Origin of the sequence: Lacrimispora amygdalina (assembly GCF_003432035.1) — a bacterium.
GTDB classification, from domain to species: Bacteria; Bacillota; Clostridia; order Lachnospirales; family Lachnospiraceae; genus Lacrimispora; species Lacrimispora amygdalina.
The window spans coordinates 1-24,590 of record NZ_QOHO01000114.1; the positions used below are offsets into that span (position 1 = coordinate 1).

At 41.8% G+C, this 24,590-nt stretch carries 21 protein-coding genes and 7 tRNA genes; 21 read left to right on the top strand and 7 right to left on the bottom strand.

Features of this window, described 5'->3' with window-relative positions:
- The first annotated feature begins 87 nt into the window (after positions 1–87).
- The 7 genes from DS742_RS26830 (at position 88) to DS742_RS26860 (ending at position 782) form a co-directional block, all read left to right on the top strand.
- Positions 88–161 (top strand) — tRNA-Asp (locus tag DS742_RS26830).
- A gap of 22 nt (positions 162–183) precedes the next feature.
- Positions 184–256 (top strand) — tRNA-Val (locus DS742_RS26835).
- Positions 257–296: 40 nt separating this feature from the next.
- Positions 297–369: transfer RNA gene (locus DS742_RS26840), tRNA-Thr, on the top strand.
- An 18-nt stretch (positions 370–387) separates the two neighbouring features.
- A tRNA-Tyr gene (locus tag DS742_RS26845) sits at positions 388–469 on the top strand.
- A 46-nt stretch (positions 470–515) separates the two neighbouring features.
- Positions 516–589 (top strand) — tRNA-Met (locus DS742_RS26850).
- Positions 590–633: 44 nt separating this feature from the next.
- Positions 634–706, top strand: a tRNA-Phe gene (locus DS742_RS26855).
- Between the two features lie 3 nt (positions 707–709).
- Positions 710–782: transfer RNA gene (locus DS742_RS26860), tRNA-Lys, on the top strand.
- A gap of 68 nt (positions 783–850) precedes the next feature.
- Here DS742_RS26860 and DS742_RS26865 read toward each other — a convergent pair.
- Positions 851–1,081 carry a hypothetical protein gene (locus DS742_RS26865; protein WP_117419980.1) on the bottom strand — a complete coding sequence of 77 codons (231 nt, stop codon included), beginning with the start codon at positions 1,079–1,081 and terminating at the stop codon, positions 851–853.
- Positions 1,082–1,219: 138 nt separating this feature from the next.
- Here DS742_RS26865 and DS742_RS26870 point away from each other — a divergent pair, with 138 nt between their 5' ends.
- Positions 1,220–2,698, top strand: coding sequence for an aminotransferase class I/II-fold pyridoxal phosphate-dependent enzyme (locus tag DS742_RS26870; RefSeq protein ID WP_117419981.1), 1,479 nt, complete (start codon positions 1,220–1,222; stop codon positions 2,696–2,698).
- Between the two features lie 20 nt (positions 2,699–2,718).
- A complete protein-coding gene (locus tag DS742_RS26875; RefSeq protein ID WP_117419982.1) occupies positions 2,719–3,306 on the top strand; it encodes a nucleoside/nucleotide kinase family protein in 588 nt (195 codons plus the stop codon).
- A 46-nt stretch (positions 3,307–3,352) separates the two neighbouring features.
- On the opposite strand, the gene DS742_RS26880 is transcribed toward DS742_RS26875, so the two are convergent.
- From DS742_RS26880 to DS742_RS26905, 6 genes are all read right to left on the bottom strand, one after another.
- Positions 3,353–4,354: an ABC transporter permease gene (locus DS742_RS26880; protein ID WP_117419983.1), complete on the bottom strand. Its 1,002-nt coding sequence runs from the start codon at positions 4,352–4,354 to the stop codon at positions 3,353–3,355.
- Positions 4,351–5,850, bottom strand: a complete 1,500-nt coding sequence (locus DS742_RS26885) for a sugar ABC transporter ATP-binding protein (RefSeq protein WP_117419984.1) — start codon at positions 5,848–5,850, stop codon at positions 4,351–4,353. The genes DS742_RS26880 and DS742_RS26885 overlap by 4 nt, the downstream gene beginning before the upstream one ends.
- Positions 5,851–5,884: 34 nt before the next feature.
- Positions 5,885–6,889 carry a sugar ABC transporter substrate-binding protein gene (locus DS742_RS26890; RefSeq protein ID WP_117419985.1) on the bottom strand — a complete coding sequence of 335 codons (1,005 nt, stop codon included), beginning with the start codon at positions 6,887–6,889 and terminating at the stop codon, positions 5,885–5,887.
- Between the two features lie 211 nt (positions 6,890–7,100).
- Positions 7,101–8,453, bottom strand: coding sequence for an ATP-binding cassette domain-containing protein (locus tag DS742_RS26895; RefSeq protein WP_117419986.1), 1,353 nt, complete (start codon positions 8,451–8,453; stop codon positions 7,101–7,103).
- Positions 8,450–9,484: a sensor histidine kinase gene (locus DS742_RS26900; protein ID WP_117419987.1), complete on the bottom strand. Its 1,035-nt coding sequence runs from the start codon at positions 9,482–9,484 to the stop codon at positions 8,450–8,452. Before DS742_RS26900 ends, DS742_RS26895 begins: the two co-directional genes overlap by 4 nt.
- A 15-nt stretch (positions 9,485–9,499) precedes the next feature.
- Positions 9,500–11,143, bottom strand: a complete 1,644-nt coding sequence (locus DS742_RS26905) for a response regulator transcription factor (RefSeq protein ID WP_117419988.1) — start codon at positions 11,141–11,143, stop codon at positions 9,500–9,502.
- A 377-nt stretch (positions 11,144–11,520) separates the two neighbouring features.
- On the opposite strand from DS742_RS26905, the gene DS742_RS26910 reads away from it, so the two are divergent.
- From DS742_RS26910 to fabK, 12 genes are all read left to right on the top strand, one after another.
- Entirely contained in the window at positions 11,521–13,704 is a 2,184-nt protein-coding gene (locus tag DS742_RS26910; protein WP_117419989.1) for a helix-turn-helix domain-containing protein, read from the top strand.
- Between the two features lie 182 nt (positions 13,705–13,886).
- Complete coding sequence (locus tag DS742_RS26915) at positions 13,887–14,831, top strand: ABC transporter permease (RefSeq protein WP_117419990.1); 945 nt, start codon at positions 13,887–13,889, stop codon at positions 14,829–14,831.
- A 10-nt stretch (positions 14,832–14,841) separates the two neighbouring features.
- Entirely contained in the window at positions 14,842–15,753 is a 912-nt protein-coding gene (locus DS742_RS26920; RefSeq protein WP_117419991.1) for a carbohydrate ABC transporter permease, read from the top strand.
- Positions 15,754–15,796: 43 nt separating this feature from the next.
- Positions 15,797–17,392 carry an extracellular solute-binding protein gene (locus tag DS742_RS26925; RefSeq protein WP_117419992.1) on the top strand — a complete coding sequence of 532 codons (1,596 nt, stop codon included), beginning with the start codon at positions 15,797–15,799 and terminating at the stop codon, positions 17,390–17,392.
- 83 nt (positions 17,393–17,475) lie between these two features.
- Positions 17,476–18,570 carry an alpha/beta hydrolase family protein gene (locus DS742_RS26930; protein WP_242996865.1) on the top strand — a complete coding sequence of 365 codons (1,095 nt, stop codon included), beginning with the start codon at positions 17,476–17,478 and terminating at the stop codon, positions 18,568–18,570.
- Positions 18,571–18,700: 130 nt separating this feature from the next.
- Entirely contained in the window at positions 18,701–19,690 is a 990-nt protein-coding gene (gene holB, locus DS742_RS26935; RefSeq protein WP_117419993.1) for a DNA polymerase III subunit delta', read from the top strand.
- A gap of 3 nt (positions 19,691–19,693) precedes the next feature.
- Entirely contained in the window at positions 19,694–20,602 is a 909-nt protein-coding gene (locus tag DS742_RS26940; RefSeq protein ID WP_117419994.1) for a PSP1 domain-containing protein, read from the top strand.
- Positions 20,592–21,329, top strand: coding sequence for a tRNA1(Val) (adenine(37)-N6)-methyltransferase (locus DS742_RS26945; protein WP_117419995.1), 738 nt, complete (start codon positions 20,592–20,594; stop codon positions 21,327–21,329). Before DS742_RS26940 ends, DS742_RS26945 begins: the two co-directional genes overlap by 11 nt.
- Before the next feature lie 46 nt (positions 21,330–21,375).
- The gene (gene rsmI, locus DS742_RS26950) at positions 21,376–22,233 is read left to right on the top strand and encodes a 16S rRNA (cytidine(1402)-2'-O)-methyltransferase (RefSeq protein WP_117419996.1); all 858 of its coding nucleotides are present in this window, start codon (positions 21,376–21,378) and stop codon (positions 22,231–22,233) included.
- 145 nt (positions 22,234–22,378) lie between these two features.
- Positions 22,379–23,344 (top strand): beta-ketoacyl-ACP synthase III, encoded by a 966-nt coding sequence (locus DS742_RS26955; protein WP_117420010.1) that lies wholly within the window; start codon positions 22,379–22,381, stop codon positions 23,342–23,344.
- A 76-nt stretch (positions 23,345–23,420) separates the two neighbouring features.
- Positions 23,421–23,654, top strand: coding sequence for an acyl carrier protein (gene acpP, locus DS742_RS26960; RefSeq protein WP_117419997.1), 234 nt, complete (start codon positions 23,421–23,423; stop codon positions 23,652–23,654).
- On the top strand, positions 23,654–24,577 hold the full coding sequence (gene fabK, locus DS742_RS26965; RefSeq protein WP_117419998.1) for an enoyl-[acyl-carrier-protein] reductase FabK: 924 nt from the start codon (positions 23,654–23,656) through the stop codon (positions 24,575–24,577). Before acpP ends, fabK begins: the two co-directional genes overlap by 1 nt.
- The last annotated feature ends 13 nt before the right edge of the window (positions 24,578–24,590 follow it).

Sequence of the window (24,590 nt, forward strand, 5' to 3'; positions counted from 1 at the left end):
TGTGGTTTAGGTAAGAGGAAAGAACGGATGAAGATATATAACAATGTGTGGTTTTGAGGGTATATGTAATAACCTTCAAAAAGGTTTGGCCCGGTGGCTCAGCTGGTTAGAGCGCCGCCCTGTCACGGCGGAGGTCGTGGGTTCGAATCCCATCCGGGTCGTTGTACAACTGAATTTGATTATGGGATCTTAGCTCAGCTGGGAGAGCATCTGCCTTACAAGCAGAGGGTCATAGGTTCGAGCCCTATAGGTCCCATTCTGTATGCAAGTGTTATATCATACATGAGAAGAGTTGTGCCGATGTGGCTCAATTGGCAGAGCAGCTGATTTGTAATCAGCAGGTTATCGGTTCGAGTCCGATCATCGGCTTGTATCAAAAATAAATATGGATGGGTTCCCGAGTGGCCAAAGGGGGCAGACTGTAAATCTGTTATCGACGATTTCGATGGTTCGAATCCATCTCCATCCATTTAGTGATTAAAATTCTAATCACTGCATATAATATAATTGAATAACGCGGGGTGGAGCAGTCTGGAAGCTCGTCGGGCTCATAACCCGAAGGTCGCAGGTTCAAATCCTGCCCCCGCAATTTTTGTTGGTATTTTTTATGGATAATGTGTTTTTTACACATGAGCCCAGATAGCTCAGTTGGTAGAGCAGAGGACTGAAAATCCTCGTGTCGCTGGTTCGATTCCGGCTTTGGGCATATGGGATACTAGCTCAGGTGGTAGAGCACTTGACTTTTAATCAAGTTGTCCGGGGTTCGAATCCCCGGTGTCTCAGGACAAGCCTTGGAACAGAGATGTTTCAGGGCTTTTTTCATGTAAAAAAATATTCGATGAAAGAATTACTATTCATCGAATTCTACAATTACATAATATCCTCTGTCGTTATGCTTGATCTCTTTTACAATTCCATGATCTGATTTAAGGCGGTCACGTCCCATATAGCATCCGGACATGGCAACTGCGGGATCTATGATATAACTGTAGCTGCTGGTACCTTCCCTTTCGATGATCTGAACTTCATCTCCAGCGGATACAAGACCGGGGCGCTCCATTTTAAATTCTATCAGTCTCATAATCGGTGTTCTCCTTCCTATTTCCACGTTATTATAACCCTGTGAGAAAAAATTGTAAAGATGTGATAAGAATGATATACTAAAAGAGCTGATTTATTAAAACCGATCAGTGAGTCATTAAGAGAGGCGGTTCGTGAAGTGAGTCAAAAAACGGATCTAATAGAGCGACTAAAGAAATATGGAAATTCAGATTTTTATCCGTTTCATATGCCAGGGCATAAGAGGCAATGGAAAGAATCGTTTAGTAAGAAATTTACCAATCCTTTTACTATTGACATTACGGAGATTGATGGATTTGATAATCTGCATCATCCTCAGGGAATATTAAGGGAGTCCATGGAATGGGCTGCGAAGGTATACAATAGCGACAGGACTTATTATCTTGTGAATGGAAGCAGCTGCGGGATATTAAGTGCCATAAGCGGCACGGTATCCAGAGACGGCACTATTTTAATGAGCAGAAATTGCCACAAGTCTGCTTACCATGGAGTTTTCCTCAATGATTTAAAAGTAGAATATATTTATCCACAATTGATTGGAGGATTTGGCCTCCAAGGTGGAATACTTCCTGAAGAGATGGAAAAAATGTTGAAAAACCATCCGGAAGTGGAAGCTGTGCTTGTAGTATCGCCGACTTATGATGGGATAGTATCGGATGTCAGGATGCTTGCAAGTATAGTTCATAAATTTGATTTGCCTTTAATTGTTGATGAGGCCCACGGGGCACATTTCTCTTTTGGAAAAGGGGAAGGCTTTCCTGTCTCTGCCCTGGAACTGGGTGCGGATGTGGTAATTCAGAGTTTACATAAGACGCTTCCTTCTCTTACACAAACGGCAGTCATGCATGTAAAGAGTGGATATGTAAATTTGGACAGGCTGGACCGGTACGTGCATATGTATCAGACAAGCAGTCCTTCTTATGTTCTGTTAGCCTCTGTAGATAACTGTATCGGGTTTATGGATGATCAGGGACGGGGCTGTATGAAAGAGTTTTTTGAGAAAATAATGGGATTACGGGAGAGGCTGAAGGAGCTTTCTTATTTAAAGATTCTGAATGAAGAGGTGAAAGGGCAGTCTGGCGTATATGATGTTGATCTATCGAAACTGATAATATCTACAAGAGAATCCAGTCTTACAGGAGCTGAACTGAACTGTTTATTAAGGGAAGAGTATCATTTGGAAATGGAGATGTGCGGTCCTGATTATGTAACGGCGATTTTGACCCTGGCTGATACGAAAGAAGGCTTTGAAAGGCTTTCTGAGGCATTGTTGGATATAGATTCCCGGGCAGGGAAAGAGACCAGGGTATACTCAGGCAGTATTAATAAAGCTGAAGAGTATGGTGATTTTAAGGTCAGACCGGAATGCCGGGTTACCATAGCACAGGGAATGGATTCATGTAGAAGGAGAGTACCTTTAAAAGATGCAGCAGATCGAGTTTCGGCGGAATTTGTTTATATCTATCCACCGGGGATTCCGATTATTGCCCCCGGTGAGGTCTTAAAAAAGGAATTGGTCGATCTGATTATAGAATATAAGGATATGGAGCTTCCTGTGCAGGGGTTGGAAGATGAAAATGCGGAGTATATTTACATTATGGACGAAGCAGTTAAATAATTAAATTGGAGTAGTGAGCGATGAGCAGGATATTTTATATTATGGGTAAAAGTGCTTCCGGGAAGGATACTATTTATAAAAAACTTCCGGAGAGAATTCCAGTTTTAAAAACAATTATACCATATACAACAAGACCGATTCGGGATGGGGAAGTAAACGGGGTGGAATATTTCTTTACAAACAGGGAAGAGTTGGAACAATTCCGGAAAGAAGAAAAATTGATTGAAGAACGTACTTACGAAACCATATATGGACCATGGAGTTATTTTACCGTAGACGATGGGCAGTTTGACCGGTCGGGTCATGGAATTTATCTTATGATAGGAACGCTGGAGTCTTATGAGAGAACCAGGGATTATTTCGGGAATGAGTATCTGTACCCTATTTATATAGAGGTCGATGACAGAGAGCGCTTGCTGCGTTCAATAGAAAGAGAAAGATGCCAGGAAGTGCCTAAATATAAAGAAGTATGCAGAAGATTTCTTGCGGATGAAGAGGATTTTAAGGAAGAAAATCTCCTTCGATGCGGCATTGAAGTGCGTTTTCGAAATGATGAGCTGGGACACTGCCTGGATGAGATTACAGAACAAATTAAAAAGAATATATAAATAGTAAAAAGCTCTCTGAAGTTATTATCAGAGAGCTTTTTCATACTTATTTTGCCGCCAGTCTTCTGGCCTTTGCTTCCATGCGGGATCTTGTTACATCAATAAATACAGCTGCGATAATAACCATACCGATGACGATATATTGAACGGAGCTGGAAGTATTGAGAAGTGTCAGACCGTTACGTATGGTTGAGATCATCAGTGCGCCGATTAATGTTCCCCAGATTGTTCCCTTTCCTCCCATGAAGGAGGCACCACCTATAATACATGCTGCAATGGCATCTGTATCATAGGGAGATATGGCTGCAGATGGATTTGCCACTGCAGAACGTCCTACGATTACCAGACCGGCAATCGCACACATAAAGCCGGATAAGCTGTAAACAAAGATCAGAACGTTGTCTGAATTAATGCCTGATAAGCGGGCGGCTTCCGGATTTCCGCCTACGCAGTAGATCATTCGGCCCAGTGCTGTTTTATTTAAAAAGAAATGGTACACTCCATAAATCAATATAAGAACTACAAAACACAGAGGGATTCCGGAAAATCCATCGGCTGATTTGAACAGGTTGGAGGAGCCTAAAAATGTAACGCCTGCGGGAAAGTCGGAGATGGTTTTTGTTGCTACGACTAAAAGAGCAAGGCCGCAAAGTACATTTTTCATACCCAGAGTCGATACAAAGGGATGAGGAAGATGCATTTTTGTCAACAGAAGTCCATTCAAAAAACCAACACAAAGTCCGGTGATGATACAGGCCAGTATCAGGATAAATGGATTTGTGATTCCCAGTGAATTTTTGAGCATACCCATTACACAGGCACACAATATGGCATTTGCGCCTACAGACAGATCGATGCCTGCGGTAATCAGTACAACCAGCATGGCTGCGGAGATGAGGCCGTTAACCGCCGTCTGTCTTAAGATATTCATCATGTTATTCATTGTTAGAAATTTATCTGTTGCCATTGACAGAATCATAAACAACAGGATCAGTGCCAACAGCGGAGCTGCCTTACTGACTATGTCTTTCATTTTTTTTGTTTTCATTGTATAGCACCTCCCCAGGCAGCTTTCATAATCGTTTCCTGATTCAGTAAATCACTTTCTCTTGAAAGCTCGCCCATGATTTTTCCTTCTCTCATTATAATGACTCTGTCACTCATTCCGATAATTTCAGGCAGTTCAGAGGAAATCATAATCACACATTTACCAGCTTTTATTAAGTTGTTCATGATGTTATAAACTTCAACTTTTGCACCTACGTCAATGCCTCTGGTGGGTTCGTCAAAGATATATATATCTGCATTGGTATTAATCCATTTGCCGATTACTACTTTCTGCTGATTTCCTCCGGACAGCTGCCCAACTGCTTCTTTTGAATCTGATATTTTAATTTTTAAACCGTCTACATTCTCTCCGGTTAGCTGGTCTATGTGTTTCTCATCCAGAAAGAGTCCTTTTTTACATTTTTTCATGGAACTGAGAATGAGATTGGTACGTACAGACTGGGTCAGAACAAGGCCCTGGCCTTTCCGGTCCTCTGTTAAAAATGCGATGCCCTGGCGGATTGCGTCCTTTGGAGACTTTATGGTGGCAGGTTTTTCATTAATATAAATAGTTCCGGAATCGTGATTGTCAGCACCGAATATGGCACGGAACGTTTCTGTACGTCCGGCTCCTACCAGGCCGGCAAAACCAAGAATTTCTCCATAGTTGGCATGGAAACTCACGTCCTTTAAAACTCCGGTTGAATTTAAATGTTCCACTCTTAAGGCTTCTCTGCCTCTGGTTGTCTCCATCTTTGGGTATTGGTTATCCAGAGTTCTTCCTACCATGGCGGAGATCAGAGAGTCATTGTCCATCTCTGAAATGTCCTTTGTAAGGATATGCTCTCCATCTCTCATAACTGTTACCCGGTCGCATAATTCGAAGAGTTCTTCAAGCTTGTGGGAAACAAACAGGATGGATATCCCTTTTTCCTTTAATGAGCGGATGGTTTTCATTAATTGGGCAACCTCTTTTTCTCCAAGACTGGAGGTGGGTTCATCCATAATGATCAGCTTTGCATCAATTAAAACAGCCTTTGCTATCTCAACCATCTGCTGTATTCCCATCCCATAGGAACCACATTCTTTCTTTACATCAATATCCTGTCCCAGTGACAGCATCACATCATGTGCTCTCTCATGCATCTTGTCATATTCCAGGAACGGGCTGTTCTTCTTTTTCAGCGCTTTATTAATAAATATATTATCTGTCACTGATAGAAGGCGTACAATATTAAGTTCCTGGTAAACACATGCTATTCCATGGGCGGCAGCCTCCCTGGGATTTTTAAAGGAGACTTCTTTTCCATCCATGATGAGAGTACCTTCCTCCGGGGTATACACCCCGGTCAGTACTTTAATCAGTGTGGATTTTCCGGCACCATTTTCACCGATCAGTCCATGAATTTCACCTGGTTTAATATCCAGTGACATATTGCGCAGAGCCACAACTCCCGGGAAGCGTTTCGTCACATGTTTCAGTTCCATTAAGCTCATAGCAGTTCAACCCTTTCTGTTTCTTACAAGCAGGTTATTTTAAATAGCCTTTCAGTTTTTCTAAATATTCTTTTGCATTATCGGAGGAAATAACTTCACAGCCGGTATCAACAAAGGATTTCACAGTCTCACCCTTTACTGATTTGACTGCAGTTTCTACTGCTTTATAACCCATAGTATAGGCAGACTGAGCACAGGTAGCGGAAATGGTTCCGTCAATTATATTCTGAACACCGCTCTGATTTCCATCAAATCCAACAATTACTACATCTTTTAAACCGCTTTGTTTGCAGGCGGTTGCAGCTCCTGCAGCAGTATCATCGTTATGACATAAAACAATCTGAATGTCACCGCTCTGGGCAGTAATCATATTTTCCATAACATTGGCAGCGGTATCAGGATTTGACTGGGCATATTGTACGGAAACAATCTCTATTCCGTTTTCTTCCATAGCCCGGGTGTAACCGGCCTGTCTGGCATCACTGGTTGCGTTTCCTTCAACACCGCCGATAATAACTGCTTTTGTTCCTTTACCGGCTTTTTCTGCAGCAAATAATCCGCCCTGATAGGCTGCTTTGTCATTACCGGTTCCCACAAAGGCTACTTTTCCAGGAATCTCAGCATCTGTATCAACGGTAATCACTGGAATCTTTACATCACCGATTACGCTGGCAACTGATTCTGACTGGAGGGGAGAAATTACAAAGGCATCGATTCCTCCGGCAAGCATGGTTTCAATCATATTGTTCTGTTCGTCGTATGCGGTTTCTGAAGCAGGTCCCTGAAGATCAACACTAACGCCTAAATCCTTTGAGGCTGCATTTACTCCTGCAGCTACATAGCTCCAGTATTCGCTGGACAGTGTTTTTAAGATTACACCAACTTTGATGTCTCCTGTAGAAGCGGAAGCAGAAGCAGAAGCTGAGGTCGTGGCAGCTTCGCTGCTGGCTGCCGGAGTATCTGCTTTTTTCCCTGCGCAGCCGGTAGCAGATACCAGCAGGGCAGATACTAACATCATGGATAAGATTCTTTTTTTCATGTTTTTAATCTCCTTTCACAACACGTATTATACAAGTTGCATAAAATGATTCAATGTAATTACTATTTTATAGACAAAAACACAATAAAACAATGGTATAATTTGCGCTGTAAGGGGGTAGATGTTTCGATATCTTACGAAATGCGAGATGAAAAAAAGCCTGACAGAATTAGGCTTTTTTATTGAATAAGACATTGAGAAACGGGAAACGTTAATCGGTATATAAACGCCCATTCTCTACTGTGAGATGTTTTCCTTTCATGGTATATGCTTCTGTCATATGATTTGTAATGAGTATAACAGCAATCCCGGATCTTAATGATTCTTCAAGAAGGCTGATCGTCAGGGAGCGGAGCTGAAAATCAATGGATGAAAATGGTTTGATGCACACCATAACTTTTGGGCGAAGGAAAATCCATCTGTAGTAAATCAGCTTCAGCTTGCATTCATCACTGACTTTATCCGCTTTCGTTGAAAGTTCTTTTTCCGTAAAAATGCCCTCGGTCATATTTTTAACCAGTTTTCGATAGGATTTCTTAAACTGAACGCCGGCTTTTTTTTGCATGAGCATAAAGATAAAATTATCCATGATGGTCATATCTGTAAATATCATCTCATCCAGGGATCTTGCTTCAATAAAAACAATTTCATTTAAAACGGATCGAAAAATAGTATCATACCTGTTGGAAATAATAGCTTTTGCCGTTATTGACCGGCAGTCTTCCAGTATGGAAATGGCATGACTGCATTCAGCGGAATTCACATCAAGTATATTTAACAATTCCCCTCCCTTTATATACCGGGTTAAGGAGATAACGGGGTTAAGCTTTAAGTCTCTGATGTCATGGTCTTCCGTAATGATTTGTACGTTTGACGACTGAATAAAGTGACTGGGGTTCACACGGCTGATGGACCTTCCCTTTTTTATGATGGTGATTTCATCAGCATGTTTCCATAAAGAGAAATCACTGCCTGAAATATAGAGAAAAGTCATGCCTTTCATTTTTAATTTGGCAGACAGATCAAAAAAGTCTTTCATCTCTTCCTCTGATAAATACATCTCCAGATCTGTGATGACTGCCAGCTTTCGCCCCGATACATAAGCACGCAAAAGCTCAATCTGCTTTTGTCTGCCGTAGTCCAGGGTATGGGCTTTGGGAGTAACAGGCAGAGATAAGTCCAGTTCTTCGAATAGATCCGGAGCCTTCCGGCAGAGAGCGGCAGCGCGGTTCCACCAGAAAACTCTGCTGTTTGCCACAAATATATTTTCTTCAACACTCAGTTGTGAAAAGACTCCGCGGTTCCTGCCAATGAAAGCGGTCTGTTTTCGTATCTGATCCTGAGAACGGAAAGAGTTTAGTTTCTCCCCATTCCAATAGATCCAGCCGGAGTCCGGTTTCAGGGTACCTTCCAGCAAACTTAGAAAATTCTGCTTCTCGATTAAATTAGGAATTATGGCACAGCAGATTTGTCCCTGAAAGGCACGCAGGCAGAGTCCCTTGAGTAAAGTCTGATTTCCTTCATAACAGTAGATATTTTCGTATCGCAGTACTTCCTGTTTCATGATCCCAGCCTTTCTGTTTCATCAAGTATATAGGGAAGTGTAAGGGAAACCTCTGTTCCCGCACCGGGAGAACTGAACAGATGAATTCCGTATTCCTCCCCCATAAGAAGGCGTATTCTGGAATTTACATTGTTCAGTGCAATCCCGCCTTTTTTATCCTCTCTGACGGAGCCATTCCCCCCAGCCATATGCAGCAGCGTATCATTTAAGTGTTCCAGGGCAGCATCGTCAATGCCGATGCCATCGTCTGATACAGAGATATACAGGATGGTATCGCTGTGGTCAATATCAATGACCACTTTTCCTCCCTCAACTTTTGGCTCTAATCCATGTTTAATTGCATTTTCTACAATTGGCTGCAGCGTAAGCTTGGGAATTCTGGCCTTTAATAGATCATCTTCCTCCGGCAGCAGGATATCAAGATAAAGCTTTTCCTCAAACCGGTATTTTTGAATTATAAAATAATTTTTGACATTGGAAAGTTCCTCTTCCAGCGTAGTCAGGCTTTCCATATTTGAAGTCGTGTAGCGGAAAAAGACGGCCAGTGCTTCTGCTATTTTTCCAATTTCCGGAACGCCTGCCATAATGGCGTCGGAACGTATGGATTCCAGTACATTATAGAGAAAATGCGGGTTGATCTGATTCTGTAAAGCCAGGTATCGGGCCTGTTGTTTTGCATTTTCTATCATTTTATCTTTATCCAGACTGGTATGGATTCCAGATAACAATTCATCAAAGCTGGGAGATATGCCTTCCAGACTTTTAAAGAGCTCTGTGAAAATGATTCCGTTATTAAAAAGTTCTGCCTGCTTTTCCATTGAATGCAGGGGTTCCCATATTCGTGCCTTTCCCCAAAGGAGAATTGAAACTAGTGAAAGGCCCATAAATAGGACCAGGAACAATGCAAGATATGATTCCTGTGTGTGGTTCGCCATAAGAATCAGGAAAAGCAGAAGGAGAGAAAGAATGTTCCAGGATATCAGTGTACCGATCCATAAATTGAACCGGTTTTTCAGCCATTGCTTTTTCAATCGGATTCCTCCCAGCTATCGGTTTGTAAATAATTTCCTGTATTCATTGGGCGATACGCCAAGTGTCTTTTTAAACTGTCTGGTGAAAAATTTTATATCATTATAACCGGCCAGCTCAGCAACCTCGCTGACGCTTCTTTCCTTTTCGGTCAATAGTTTTTTTGCAGTATCAATCCGTACCATTTGGATGTACTCTGATAATGTTTTCCCTGTTTCTTTTTTGAAAAGAGAGGAGAAATAGGTATAACTGAATCCTGTATTTTTTGCCAGCTCTTCCAGTTTAATATTGATTCCCTTATTTTCTTCTATATAACGCTTGGCATAGATAACCGGTTTAATTTCTCTGTTTTTCAGGTGATCCATTACATTTTGAAGCGTTTCACAAAGAGTATCTTCTAAAAGGCGGAAGGTCTGTTCCAGACTTGTACAGTGCTCATACATTTCAGAAAACCATGCTTCCTTTTCGTGTTCTTCCAGGGTGGAATCCAGCTGCTTAAATCCCTTAAGGTAATAGTTTAAAACCAGCAAAAGATTTTTCTTTACCTGCAGACAGGATGAAATGTCTTCGGCTTTCATAATACGCCTTGCGGCTTCCACACATTTTTTAATCTCAGTTATGTCAAAGGCATCTGGTTTGTCCTCCAGCAGTTTAGAGATTCTGGTGTCCACAGATCCTGATTCAGCCGGTTTTGCAGCAGGTGGTTTAATCTCTGAGACCGTATTTAAACCTGTGAGAAAGCGGTTTCCTATGGCAATCCGGCTCTCCTTAATCCGGTGTATCAACTGGATAGAGCTGTCAGCCTGCTCGCTGACGACAGCATTAAAATAGAGTCTGGGGAACAGATCCTGAAGACTGAGAACCCGCTCTTTTATGTGGTTTATGGATTCCAGCAGCTCTTTCCGGTCCAAAGCATCATAAAAAAGAAGAAAGAAGATTCCTTCTCCAGTCACTTCTGATATCCAGATCCAGTTATGGGATGAAAATTCCACTTCTGCTATTTCAAGAGTTTTATCCGTCAGGAGCTGGTAGCTTTCCTCTGTAAATTCCCTGTAACTGATATTGGGTTTTACTGCAATGCACCGTGCTGAATTTTTCATGATATCAGCAGCATTGATTTTCTCAACTTCCTGCAGTATGTTTTCCTCCTGTTCATTTAGCTGTTTCTGTAAAACAGTCTTTAAAAACAGGTGTTTAAATGTTCCGGTATAACTCTTTAACGTCTCCTCAAGTCGCATATGCGAGGATTGTATGGACATCTGTTCCTGGGTTTCCTTAACCAGCTTTTTTAATGTACGGGTTAAGTCTTCCTGATTAATTGGTTTTAACAGATAGTCCCTTACTCCAAATCTCATTCCCTGCTGAGCATACTGAAAGTCCTTATATCCGCTGATGATGATGCATTTGAGAATCTCATTCTGCATTTTTGCTTCTTCAATCAGACGAAGTCCATCCATTCCAGGCATTCGGATATCTGTAAGAAGAATATCCGGTTTTTTTTCATTGATCAGCTGCAGTGCAGTTAAACCGTCGTATGCGGTTCCCAGCAGCCGGATGCCAATTTCATCCCAATTAACTAAATATTCGATGAGCTTACAGATCTTTTTTTCATCGTCTGCAATAACCATTCCTAAAATTGCAATCATCTCCCGTTTTATCATTTTAACAGTATTGCCTTTTATGTTAAGTATACTTCACGATTGAGATATTCTCAACATAAATAGTGTTGAAAAATGTTGGAAATTGTATAAAACAACACAATATTAAAAAATAACACCCTAATATTATGTAATAATGCTTTTGTGAAAGGCTAAATTCGTTAAAATTATATCAAATTTGCATAAAAATATTCAAATACATGATTTGATGAATACTGTTCCAAAGGATTTTACTATGATAAATTTGATATTTGGATGGTGATTATGAGACGGGGTGAATGTCCTTGCTATCAATCAGCGGGTTTGGTATATTATAAATGAGATTTTTTACAGTGAAAAAATGATAGAAAATGTAAGGGGTATAATAAGGTGATCAAATTATGAATGCTATGGAAGCCCGTAAGAGCAGATTCTTTAAAAATATGTTTTTATCCTACTGTCTGATAATTATTTTAAGCTTTCTTATATACTCTGTCACAGTAGTTTTTGAAGCTGTGAAGGTGAAGGAAAATCAGGCTGTAAAATATTATGAAACCAAGGCCCAGGCATTTGCCAATGGGATGGATCAGCAGATTTACAGCGCCCAGAATATAATAACAAATTTAAATAATTCCTCTTTGATTAATAAACTGTATATGACCGTTCAGATGCAAAATCCGGTTGATTCTTATCTTTTGTATCAGGTATTGAATGATATTCGTTCTCAGAAAACTGCTGGTGATGATTTTAATATCTCTGATGTCGTCTTGATGCTGAATAACTATAATAAGATATATACGAGTGATGAGGTTATTCATTTATCTGACAAAGTTGATTTATCAGTGTGGTCAGCAGACCGTTTGGCAATCACGGATTTAAATACCTGCTTAAACATGAATAACAGCCAGCTGACTTTTTTTAAAAAATATCTGATATACAGCGGAGTCTATCAATATGGATCAGGATCAGAGAGGGGCATCATCTGTGTTCTGTTTGATAACCAGAAGATAGAAGGCATGCTGAAATCAGCTTTGGGGGAAGCACGGGGATATGCGGTATACTATAATGGAAAACCCGTTATCAAGGCGGGAATAGAGGATGGCAGAATCTTTAAGCAGACTTCTCAGGTAAGCAATTTAATCTCATATGAAATCATAGCAGATAAAGACAAGTTTGGTTTTGAACTGTCTGATATGGGTTCTTTTGCTTTGCTTTTCGGATTCTTTATCTGTCTGGGGTATCTGATTCTTGCTTATTTTTTTACAAATAAATATTCATCTCCGTTTGAGAAAATCAGGACTATAGTGGGGAAGGAAAAGAGAGAGGGAAAAAACGAGGTAGAAAAAATTGTCTCCGGAGTTGTTGATTTACTTGGTGAACGGAATGGATATATGCAGCAGGTTCACAATATGTCGCCCTATGCCAGCCAGGGTATCCTGCACAGTCTTATTCTGGGCAGCGATGGGGAATCAGGCAATAAGGAGTTTTTAACAGATTTTATTCAGTTAAAACGGGTATTCTTTCTGACTGCAATGGTGGATTTATATTATGGGGAGAGATGGAAAAAGGAAGAAGCTAAGAAAGCGGTAAAGGCGATTTCATTACTGGCGGAACAGGAGTCAGATCCGGAACTTAAAATTTTGTGTTATGAAAAGGATTCCTTACACGTTTATCTTATTTTTAACAGCAATAATGGGGAACGTCTGGAAGACAGGCTTTATGAATTTTTTGATAAAATGAAAAAGACCCTGGATTTAACGTGTGTGGTAACTGTTGGTGCAGATGAAGTAAAAGAAGAGCTGGAAGAGATATCCGTTTCCTGTGATAATGCAATGCTTGCTCTTGAGAAAATTCTATGGGAGGGCAGAGGGTGTATCTATTTCCATGATCCCCAGTCAGATTGTTCCATGAATTATTATTTCCCTAAGGATGGAATGAAACAGCTGACAAAAGGGATGAAGGACAGGGATCGGGAGAGTATCAGCAGCTTCTTTGAGGAGATTGAGAAGAAAAACCAGATGGAATTTGATAATTCTGTCTATGCAGGAAAACTATTACTCAGTGAGCTTTACGTGACGGTTATAAAAGCAATGCAGACGGTATGGGAACAGTGCGGCATTCCTTTACGAAGAGTCGACATTTGTCCCCCCTACCGGACCATGGGGGAAGTCATAAGCTATTACAGCGGTCTTGTGGAAGAACTTTTTGTTGAGATGGACCGGTCAGAGGAATTGAGAGAGGAATACTTCCAGAATGACATGGAATTAATTGAGTATATTAATAAAAATGACAAAAATCCGGACCTTTCTCTTACACAGATAGCGGATCATTTTTCAGTAAGCAGCAAGTATGTTACAGCTTTGGTGAAAAAGCGGTTTGGGATGACTTATTTAAAATATGTTCAGGAACGGAGAATTTCCCATGCAACAGATCTTTTAAAGAACTCATCTCTTCCCCTTGAGAAAATAGCAGAGGAATGCGGCTATACCAATATGCTGACATTCAGAAGAAATTTTAAAGCAATTATGGCATGTAACCCAAGTGACTTCCGGGGAGAGAAAACAGCAGAAGAGGAGTCGTTATAATTAAACAAATTAATGCACTGTAAAACATGGAATGAATCAAAAAAGGACAATAAATACTGCTTCCTTTTTTGATTCATTCATTTTTTATTGTTAAAATGCCCTTGAAAAAAGTGAAACTAGTAAAAAATAATGCAATATGTACAATGGATTTATCACTCATCAAATGGAAGGGGATTAAAGAAATGAATGTAAAACTCTCTAAGGAAGAAAAAAAACTACTTTTTCGAAAAAATGTAAAGAGAGATAAATATCTGCTGCTGATGTTTGCACCGGTTTTGATCTATTATCTGATATTCGCCTATTTACCCATGACGGGTCTTGTAATGGCGTTTACACAATTTAAGGCGGGCAGCGGGATGATGGGTCTTTATACAGGAACCTTTGTAGGGCTGAAGTGGTTTATTCAGTTCTTCAACTCGCCTTATGCGTTCAGACTGATTCGTAATACGTTTTTGCTTTCATTTTATTCACTGATATTTGGGTTTCCGATTCCCATTATTTTTGCACTGTGCATCACCCAGATAAAAAACAAGTATTTGCAGAAAGGAACTCAGATCATTACATATCTGCCTTATTTTATTTCCACAGTGGTAATCTGCGGTATGATAACAAACTTTTTATCACCATCAAACGGCATTATCAATCAGTTAATTGTTAAGGCAGGCGGTACAGCGGTAAATTTCCTGGGAGAGCCGAAGTGGTTTCGGGCTATTTATGTAATATCCGGTTCCTGGCAGAGCTTTGGTTTTAATTCCATTATATTTGTGGCTGCAATTATGGGAGTTGCGCCAGAGCTTTATGAAGCCATGAAGGTGGATGGTGCCAGCAAGGTCCAGACAATACGCTATCTGGTACTGCCCAGCATTAAACCAACCATAGTGCTTTTGCTCATTATGTCACTGGGAAATCTACTGAATGTAGGATTTGAGAAAGTTTATCTGCTCTATAATTCCGGAATCTATGAAACAGCAGATGTAATCTCCACCTATGTTTACAGACAGGGTATTGGAAGCCAGAATTACAGCTATGCCACTGCAGTAGGACTGTTTAATTCTCTCATCGGCTTTGTCATTGTGTTTACGGCAAACAGATTGAGCAGAAAGCTGACAGAAACATCTGTATGGTAAGGAGGAAGAGATGAATCAGAAAAGTACATGGACGGAATTTAAAAATGAATGTATCACGGATAAATTGTTTGATATCTGCATCTGGGTTTTAATTGCAATCGCAGTCTGTATTACCCTGTACCCGTTTGTATATGTAGTAAGCATTTCTTTAAGCTCCGGTGAAGCGGTGAACAAAGGGTTAATAACCCTGCTTCCGGTGGATATCAATCTGGATACGTACCGAATGGTTATGGCTTATAAGGATCTTTGGATTTCTTATGGTAATACGTTTTATTATACGATTACCGGAACCTGTTTAAATATCGTATTTACCTGTCTGGCAGCATATCCGCTATCCAGAAAACGGTTTTTCTTAAGAAAGAAAATGAATTTCCTTCTGGCATTTACCATGTATTTTTCAGGAGGCCTCATACCAAGCTATCTGGTAGTGACCGGACTTGGTCTGTATAACAGCAGACTGGCCATGATACTTCCCGTACTGGTCAGCGCTTATAACGTTATGATCTGCCGTTCTGCATTTGAAGGCGTTGCAGAGGAATTGTTTGAAAATGCTTATCTGGAAGGGGCTAATGACCTTCAGATTCTGGTGAAAATTGCAATTCCTTTAATTAAACCAACGCTGGCAGTTTTAACCTTGTATTATGCAGTGGCACGTTATAATGATTTCTTCAGTGCACTGCTTTATATTGGAAAGCAGAATCTCCAGCCGTTACAGCTGTTTCTGCGCAGAATTCTTTTAATGGCTTCTACAGAGATTATGCAGGCTTCCGGTAATGCAACTGCGGCAAGTGCAGCAGCCCAGTCTACCATTCAGATCAGGTACGTCTGCATTGTTTTATCCATGGTACCAATCGTATGTCTTACTCCCTTTATTCAGAAATATCTGGTGAAAGGAACAATGCTGGGAGCAGTAAAAGGATAATCATGTTTTGATTATATATAATAAAAATGAGGAGGATGTTACAATGAAAAAGAAGGAATATTGGAAAGCGGCGGTATTATCTGCAATGATAGCTGCAGCGGCATTATCTGGCTGTTCAGGTAAGAGCACCCAGACAGAACCAAAAGAAGAGAAAGGTAAAGAGGCTGAATTTAATTATACTGGTGCGGCACCGGTTACCAGCACGCCTGATGCAAAGGTCAGTATTCTGGCACAGAATTCCTGGTACTCTACGGTGGATTATGCCAACGCGGATATTATTAAGACCATTGCTTCCAATGCGGGAGTGACCATCGACTGGACGCTTGTATCACCCACAAATTATAAGGACAGTGTAAGCCCAATGCTTGCATCCGGTTCAGATCTTCCTGATATTGTGGAACTTCCTGATCTGGATGATAACATGACTTATATTACTGCGGGGCTATTCTATCCATTGGATGAGTATATGAATTATATGCCCAATTACAAAAAGTTTCTTGATAATAACCCTAAAATAAAAGCCAGTCTTACCGCTGAGGATGGACATATTTATTATGTGCCTCAGACGGTTGTAACGGATAACTACCAACCCTGTACCATGATGAATATGCAGTGGTTAGACCAGCTGGGACTGCCTGTACCTTCCACATTGGATGAGTTTGTAGAAGCTCTGCGCGCTTTTAAGGATAATGATATGAACGGAAATGGGGATAAAACAGATGAAATTCCGTTAAGCGTTACAGCTAAGAATCTTCCATATATGTTTGGACCGGCTTTTGGGCTGAACCTGGTGGATGGTTTTTATGCTGATGAAAATGGGAAAGTACACTATGCAGCAGCGGAGTCCGAGAATTATAAGAGGTATCTGACATTTTTAAATGGTCTTTATAAAGAAGGGCTTTTGGAGGTAGAATATACCTCTCTTACCCGGGACCAGATTACAGAGCGCTGTGCACGTAATATAACAGGTGCAACGTTTGATTACAGCTGGCAGATGTCACAGCTTTACAGCAAGCAGTATCCGGAGTATACTGGAGATAAGGGAATTATGGTTGGAATTCCTCCTCTTTCCGGAGAATCAAAAGGTTACTACCTGGGCAGAAACCCCATTGCCAATATATTCGGAGTCAGCAAGTCGGACCAGGATCCGCTTCTAGCTATCAAGTTCTTGGATTATGCAATGAGTGAGGAAGCGCAGAACTATTATGTTTGGGGACTTGAAGGGGAAAGCTATACCGTATCAGCTGACGGAAAGAAGGCTTATACGGAGAAGGCTTCTGATAATAACTGGCTTCAGCAGCTTGGCATCAATGCAGGATGTCTCCCTTCCCAGCAGTCTGTAGAGGCAACGGATGTGCTTCTTCCTAAATGGCATGTTGATAAGGATAAGGAGCTGCAGTCATTTTCCAAGGCACCATGGCCCTTTATCTACTCCACAAAGGATGAGCAGAATATTATTTCTCAATATCTGGTTGATATCACTACTTATGTAGATGAAATGAATGTGGCATTTATCACAGGAACGACAGATCTTAGCACTTTTGATTCTTACTTATCTACGCTTGACAGTATGGGATTAAAGGAACTGCTGAAGGTAAAACAGCAGCAGTATGACCGGTTCGTTTCATCGACCAAATAATGATTATCAGACCGGCACAGAGATTCGTTTCTGTGCCGGTTTTTTACTGGTTTAAATATATTTATTTATAGAAAGGTTACGATATGGAAGATAAGAAAAGAACAATACCCATTTCCCGGTTTTATACCTGTGAAGGGCAGCTTATAAAGAGGATGAAGGAAAATGGAAGAAGGAACCGGTTTTGCGCAGAGACAATAACAGAATATGAAAATTGGAAACAGGAAACAAGAGAGCTGTTAAAAAATCTGATTGGACTGCAGAACATGGAATACTGTCCGTTAAACCCCAGATGTCTGGAACGTGTGGAAATAGAAGACGGGATTATACGGGAAAAAATTCTCCTTCAGGTAGAACCGGAAGTGTATATGCCAGTTTATGTTCTGATTCCTCCAAATCGAGGAAAAGAAAAGCTGAAATGCTTTCTGGCACCACCAGGTCATCAGGGAGCGGGAAAATATTCCGTTGCCGGAGTTCGGGAAATCCCCGCGGTTGCAGACAAAATTGAGCTGTTTCATTACGATTATGGTCTGATGATGGCAAAACTTGGTTATGCAGCTCTCTGCCCTGACTGCCGGGGATTTGGGGAGAGAAGGGAGGCTGCACTGCAGGGAGAGGAGGAGAGTGAATTTTTGAATTCAACCTGTTTTCATCTTGCCCATATGGCAGAACCCCTGGGAATGACTGTGATTGGAATGTGTACCTGGGATCTGATGCGGCTGATTGATTATGTAAAGGAACGGGGAGAATGGGATGAGAAGTCCATAGGATGTGTGGGATTCTCTGGTGGAGGAATGCAGACGCTCTGGCTTTCTGCTCTGGATGACAGGATTAAAACGGTAATTATAAGCGGATACTTATATGGATATTCGGATTCTCTTTTAAGGCTGAATGGTAACTGCAGCTGCAATTATGTTCCTCATCTCTGGGAGCATGTGGATATGGGAGATATTGGGGCACTGCTGGCGCCCAGACCGCTGATGGTACAGTCTGCCCGATCTGATCATTTAAACGGATACAGAGGTATGGAAAATGTTCTGGAGCAGCTGGAAGTGATCCGTAAGGCTTATGGTCTGTTTGGAAAAGAGAAAGAAATTTATCATGATGTCTGGGATGGAGGCCATTGTTTTCATGGAGAAAATCTGGAGAAATTTTTATGCGGCGGTATGGAAATGATATAAAGTAATTTTAATTGGATACGACAACATTTGCCAATACTTCTTTCTTGTGGTGAAAAACGTTCTATGCTATAATGATACTGGCTGGTTTTTAAGAAAACGGGTCATACAACAGCGATAGGGAGGTGTCTCTATGCCAGGTTTCCACGATATTATCGGTCATGAGAGAATCAAGGAACATTTACAGAAGGCGATTGAATCAAATCATGTATCCCATGCATATATTCTCACTGGAGAAGCGGGAATGGGAAGAAAATCTCTGGCTAACGCATTTGCCATGACTTTGCTGTGTGAAAAAGGGACCAGTGAGCCGTGTATGCAGTGTCATGCCTGCAAGCAGGTCATGAGCGGAAATCATCCCGATCTTATTTTTGTCACACATGAAAAAACAGCCGGTATCGGAGTAGATGACATCCGAAGTCAGATACAGGATACAATTATGATACGGCCTTACAGCAGCTATTATAAAATTTATATTGTTGATGAGGCGGAAAAGATGACGGTTCAGGCCCAGAATGCCCTGCTAAAGACCATAGAGGAACCGCCCTCCTATGCAGTTATTATGCTTCTTACTACCAACCAGGAGGCATTTTTGCCTACAATTCTATCCAGATGCGTGCAGTTAAAGTTAAAGCCGTTAAAGGACAGCGTTGTAACGTCCTATCTGACAGGATCGCTGGGTATCAGTGAGAGCAGGGCGGAAGTATACGGGGCATTTGCCAGGGGTAATTTAGGACGTGCCATTCATCTTGCTGCGTCAGAAGAATTTCAGGCGCTGTATACGGAGTTAATCCATATGCTGAAGCATTTAAAAGATATGGATATCATTGAACTCTTAAATTATACCAGGAAGCTGAAGGAACAGGATCCGGATTTATCTGACAGCCTTGATTTTATGCAGGTGTGGTATCGGGATGTTTTAATGTTTAAAGTAACACAGGATATCAATCTTCTTGTTTTTAAAGAAGAATTTAATACAATGAAGGAGATGAGCGCTGCCAGCTCTTATGAGGGAATCGAGCTGATTCTGCAGGCCATAGATAAGGCAAGGGTCCGTTTAAATGCCAATGTAAATATGGAACTGGCGATGGAGCTTATGCTGCTTGTTATGAAGGAGAATTAATTGATGATAAAAGTTATTGGCGTCAGATTCCGGAATGCAGGGAAGATCTATTACTTTGATCCTGTAAATCTGGAGGTAAAGGCTGGAGATCATGTAATAGTAGAGACAGCAAGAGGGATTGAGTATGGTTACGTTGTTCTTGGAGCCCGTGAGGTGGAAGATGAGAAGGTGGTACAGCCTTTAAAATCAGTGATCCGTATGGCTACCAGGGCAGATGATGAAGTGGAGAAAAAGAACCACGAAAAGGAAAAGGAAGCATTTAAGATCTGCAGGGAAAAGATTAAAAAACACGGTCTTTTAATGAAGCTGATTGATGCGGAATATACCTTTGATAATAATAAAGTGCTGTTTTATTTTACAGCAGATGGAAGAATTGATTTCAGAGAGCTGGTTAAGGATCTGGCTTCTGTTTTTAAAACCAGGATTGAGCTGCGCCAGGTTGGCGTCAGGGATGAGACTAAGATTGTGGGAGGTGTGGGTATCTGCGGAAGAACGCTGTGCTGCCACTCTTATCTTTCTGAGTTTATACCGGTTTCTATTAAGATGGCAAAGGAACAGAATCTTTCTTTAAACCCCACCAAGATCTCCGGTGTGTGCGGAAGGCTTATGTGCTGCTTAAAGAATGAGGAAGAAACCTACGAGGAGCTTAACAGCAAGCTTCCGGGTGTGGGTGATTTTGTGACCACTGATGACGGATTAAAGGGAGAGGTTCACTCAGTCAGTGTTCTCAGACAGTTAGTTAAGGTCGTGGTTACGATTAAGGACGAAAAGGAAATCAGAGAATACAAAGTCGAACAGTTAAGGTTTAAGCCGAGACGCCGCAGAGAGAAAACTCAGGTGACGGATGAGGAGTTAAAGGCTTTGGAAGCACTGGAAAAGAAAGAGGGAAAATCCAAGTTAGATGACAATTAAGCTTAAAGACAATGAGCGGATTGATGACCTTCAGCGGAACGGTTATCAGATCATACAAAACCGGGACGGTTTCTGCTTTGGAATGGATGCCGTTCTGCTTTCCGGCTTCGCGAAAGTGAAGCCCGGGGAAAAGGCAGTTGATCTTGGAACCGGAACGGGAATAATTCCTATTCTTTTGGAAGCTAAGAATGAGGGGATTCATTATACCGGGCTTGAGATCCAGGAAGATGTGGCCGATATGGCAGCAAGAAGCGTGGCACTGAATCATCTGGAGGATAAAATAACCATTGTCAGAGGAGATATAAAGGAAGCCAGCCGTTTGTTTGGTGCGGCTTCTTTTGATGTAGTGACATCCAATCCTCCTTACATGAATGATTCCCATGGCTTGAAAAATCCGGATCTGCCAAAGGCCATATCCCGCCACGAGGTGCTGTGTACGTTAGAGGATGTGACCAGGGAAGCTGCCAGGCTTCTTCGGCCGGGAGGGCGTTTTTATCTGGTTCACAGGCCTCACAGGCTGATTGAAATTATAACAGCATTGAAACTTGTGGGATTGGAACCCAAACGAATGAAAATGGTTCATCCTTTTGCTGATAAAGAGGCCAATATGGTTCTTATTGAAGCTGTGAGGGGCGGGAGATCCATGATTAAGGTGGAGGCTCCGGTCATTGTTTATAAGGAACCGGGAGTGTATACGGATGAGATTTATACCATTTACGGGTACTGACCTTAAATCATTATAAGAATAAAGGAATTTTAACGGGAGCAGGAAAATGGACGAGAAAAAAGGTAAATTATATTTATGCGCCACTCCCATCGGTAATCTTGATGACATTACCCTCCGGGTTTTAAACACGCTGAAGGAAGTGGATTTGATTGCAGCAGAGGATACCCGCCACAGCATCAAGCTTCTGAATCATTTTGATATTAAAACACCGATGACCAGCTACCACGAGTACAATAAGGTAGAAAAGGCAGTTTATCTGGTGGAACAGATGAAACAGGGAGTTATGGTGGCTCTGATTACTGATGCAGGAACTCCGGGGATCTCGGATCCGGGAGAAGAACTGGTAAAACAGTGTTATGAGGCAGGGGTGGAAGTGACCTCCCTGCCCGGACCAGCGGCCTGTATTACCGCGCTCACCCTTTCCGGACTGGGAACCAGAAGGTTTTGTTTTGAAGCCTTCCTTCCATCAGACAAAAAGGAGAAGCAGTGGATTTTAAATGAACTGAAGGATGAGACAAGAACCATGATTCTCTATGAGGCACCTCATCGACTTGTTAAGACTTTGGAAGAACTTTATGAGGCATTAGGGGAGCGTAGAATTACCATTTGCAGGGAACTGACAAAGCGGTATGAGACCGCATTCTGCACAACTTTTACCCAGGCATTAAATACTTACCGGACAGAGGATCCAAAAGGGGAATGTGTCATAGTAGTGGAAGGCAGGAGCTTTGAAGAGATCCGAATGGAGCAGACAAAGGCATTTGAAGAGCTTTCCATGGAAGAACATATGGAACGTTATGAAAGCCAGGGAATGGATAAAAAAGAAGCTATGCGTATGGTTGCAAAAGACCGTGGAATCAGCAAGAGAGAGGTTTATCAGTATCTGCTGAACCGGGAAATATAAAAAATATCTTGACAACAGGCGTTTATTTTAATAATATTATTTTGAGATTCAAAATATTTGAGATATAAAACAATCCAACGAGGCATGATTTCATTCCAGGCCGGAAGATACCGGAATGGAACAGAAGCATGAATGGGGGAAATTTATGACAACAAAAATTATTGGAACAGGTTCGGCAGTTCCGGACCGTGTGGTCACCAATGATGATCTGGCAAAAATTGTGGATACCAGTGATGAATGGATCCAGTCAAGGACGGGAATCAGAGAACGACGGATCGCTGAGTCTGAGTCCGGCACCACGGATCTTGCTATAAAAGCAGCAATGGCTGCGTTAAAGGATTCCGGTATATCGGCTGATGAACTGGACATTATAGTTTTGGCCACTTCTTCTCCAGACCGCTGTTTTCCCAGCGGAGCCTGTGAAGTACAGGCCGCTATTGGTGCACATGGAGCAATTGCTTTTGATTTAAGTGCTGCATGTTCCGGCTTTATCTATGGCTTTCATACAATTTCCGCTTTTTTTCAGGCGGGAATCTATAAAACAGGTCTGATAATCGGTGCGGATACGTTAAGCAAGCTGATTGACTGGACGGACAGAGGCACCTGCGTACTTTTTGGAGATGGTGCAGGAGCGGCAGTAGTACGGGCAGAGGATAAGGGAAAACTTTATATGACCATGGGTGCCGATGGCACAAGGGGAAATGCACTGGAATGTGTATCACGGACAACAGGCAATTTTCTCACTGGTAACAAACCGGAAACTGGCTACATGACCATGGATGGACAGGAAGTATTCCGGTTTGCAGTAAAAACGGTACCGGAGGCAATCTTAGAGGTGCTTTCCGAGAGCGGAACGGATTTAAGTGAAATTAAGTATTTTATCCTGCATCAGGCCAATTACCGGATCTTTGAATCGATTGCAAAGAGATTAAAGGTGCCAATGGAGAAGTTTCCTACCAATTTAGAGCGTTATGGAAATACGTCGGGAGCATCGGTACCTCTTTTATTAGATGAACTGAACAAGACTGGAAAGCTGCAGCAGGGGGATAAGATTGTACTTGCCGGATTTGGGGCAGGACTTACCTGGGGAGCCACTCTTATGGAGTGGTAAATAATAGGACTAATACTTTGGTAAACAAAGTACTAGCATATAAATTGAATACGATGAAGCAAAAGGAGATTAGAAGATGTTAGAAAAAATGCAGGAAATTATCGCAGAGCAGTTAAATGTGGAGGCTGGAATCATTAAGCCGGAATCCTCTTTTAAAGAGGACTTAGGAGCAGATTCCCTTGATTTATTCGAACTGGTTATGGCTCTTGAAGATGAGTACTCAGTTGAGATTCCCTCTGAGGATTTGGAGAAATTAACAACAGTTCAGCAGGTTATGGACTATTTAAAAGCAAAGGGCGTGGAAGCGTAATGAATACCAGAATCACCCAACTTTTGGGAATTGAATATCCCATCATACAGGGCGGTATGGCATGGGTTGCGGAGCACCATCTTGCAGCAGCTGTATCGGAAGCTGGTGGTCTGGGATTGATCGGCGGAGCCAATGCACCGGGTGAAGTGGTGCGTGATGAAATCCGCAAAGCAAAGAAGCTGACTAATAAACCAATTGGTGTTAATGTCATGCTTTTGAGCCCTCATGCTGAAGATGTGGCAAAGGTTATTGTAGAGGAAGGCATTAAGGTGGTAACCACTGGTGCCGGTAATCCGGAAAAATACATGGAGATGTGGAAGGCTGCAGGGATTAAAGTAATTCCAGTTGTCGCTTCCGTAGCACTTGCAAAGAGAATGGAGCGTTATGGCGCTGATGCAGTTGTTGCAGAGGGCTGTGAATCCGGAGGACACATTGGTGAGCAGACTACCATGACGTTAGTTCCCCAGGTAGCAGATGCGGTTTCCATTCCTGTTATAGCAGCGGGCGGAATTGGTGACGGCAGAGGAATCGCAGCAGCATTTATGCTGGGTGCTGAGGCTGTCCAGATCGGAACCAGATTTGTGGTCTCCAAAGAATCCATTGTACATGACAATTATAAACAGAGAATTATAAAAGCAAAGGATATTGATTCCGCAGTTACAGGACGTACACACGGACATCCGGTGAGATCTTTAAGAAACCAGATGACCAGAGAGTATGTGAAGCTGGAGGAAGAAGGAAAATCCTTTGAAGAACTGGAGTATCTAACCCTTGGAACTCTTCGGAAAGCTGTTTTAGAGGGAGATGTTATTAACGGTACGGTTATGGCCGGACAGATTGCAGGTATGATAAGCAAGGAACAGACCTGTAAAGAGATGATTGAAGAAATGATGGAACAGGCCGGGAAGCTTCTTGGCCGTTAAAGAGGAGTTTATG

Excerpts from the sequence above, each read along its gene's own strand:
- DS742_RS26875 (WP_117419982.1), top strand. The coding sequence starts at position 2,719 with ATGAGCAGGATATTTTATATTATGGGTAAAAGTGCTTCCGGGAAGGAT.
- DS742_RS26920 (WP_117419991.1), top strand. The coding sequence starts at position 14,842 with ATGAATCAGAAAAGTACATGGACGGAATTTAAAAATGAATGTATCACG.
- holB (WP_117419993.1), top strand. The coding sequence starts at position 18,701 with ATGCCAGGTTTCCACGATATTATCGGTCATGAGAGAATCAAGGAACAT.
- DS742_RS26890 (WP_117419985.1), bottom strand. The coding sequence starts at position 6,889 with ATGAAAAAAAGAATCTTATCCATGATGTTAGTATCTGCCCTGCTGGTA.
- DS742_RS26865 (WP_117419980.1), bottom strand. The coding sequence starts at position 1,081 with ATGAGACTGATAGAATTTAAAATGGAGCGCCCCGGTCTTGTATCCGCT.
- DS742_RS26945 (WP_117419995.1), top strand. The coding sequence starts at position 20,592 with ATGACAATTAAGCTTAAAGACAATGAGCGGATTGATGACCTTCAGCGG.
- DS742_RS26925 (WP_117419992.1), top strand. The coding sequence starts at position 15,797 with ATGAAAAAGAAGGAATATTGGAAAGCGGCGGTATTATCTGCAATGATA.
- acpP (WP_117419997.1), top strand. The coding sequence starts at position 23,421 with ATGTTAGAAAAAATGCAGGAAATTATCGCAGAGCAGTTAAATGTGGAG.
- DS742_RS26940 (WP_117419994.1), top strand. The coding sequence starts at position 19,694 with ATGATAAAAGTTATTGGCGTCAGATTCCGGAATGCAGGGAAGATCTAT.
- DS742_RS26910 (WP_117419989.1), top strand. The coding sequence starts at position 11,521 with ATGAATGCTATGGAAGCCCGTAAGAGCAGATTCTTTAAAAATATGTTT.
- DS742_RS26895 (WP_117419986.1), bottom strand. The coding sequence starts at position 8,453 with ATGAAACAGGAAGTACTGCGATACGAAAATATCTACTGTTATGAAGGA.
- fabK (WP_117419998.1), top strand. The coding sequence starts at position 23,654 with ATGAATACCAGAATCACCCAACTTTTGGGAATTGAATATCCCATCATA.
- DS742_RS26930 (WP_242996865.1), top strand. The coding sequence starts at position 17,476 with ATGGAAGATAAGAAAAGAACAATACCCATTTCCCGGTTTTATACCTGT.
- DS742_RS26885 (WP_117419984.1), bottom strand. The coding sequence starts at position 5,850 with ATGAGCTTAATGGAACTGAAACATGTGACGAAACGCTTCCCGGGAGTT.
- DS742_RS26905 (WP_117419988.1), bottom strand. The coding sequence starts at position 11,143 with ATGATAAAACGGGAGATGATTGCAATTTTAGGAATGGTTATTGCAGAC.
- DS742_RS26880 (WP_117419983.1), bottom strand. The coding sequence starts at position 4,354 with ATGAAAACAAAAAAAATGAAAGACATAGTCAGTAAGGCAGCTCCGCTG.
- DS742_RS26915 (WP_117419990.1), top strand. The coding sequence starts at position 13,887 with ATGAATGTAAAACTCTCTAAGGAAGAAAAAAAACTACTTTTTCGAAAA.
- DS742_RS26955 (WP_117420010.1), top strand. The coding sequence starts at position 22,379 with ATGACAACAAAAATTATTGGAACAGGTTCGGCAGTTCCGGACCGTGTG.
- rsmI (WP_117419996.1), top strand. The coding sequence starts at position 21,376 with ATGGACGAGAAAAAAGGTAAATTATATTTATGCGCCACTCCCATCGGT.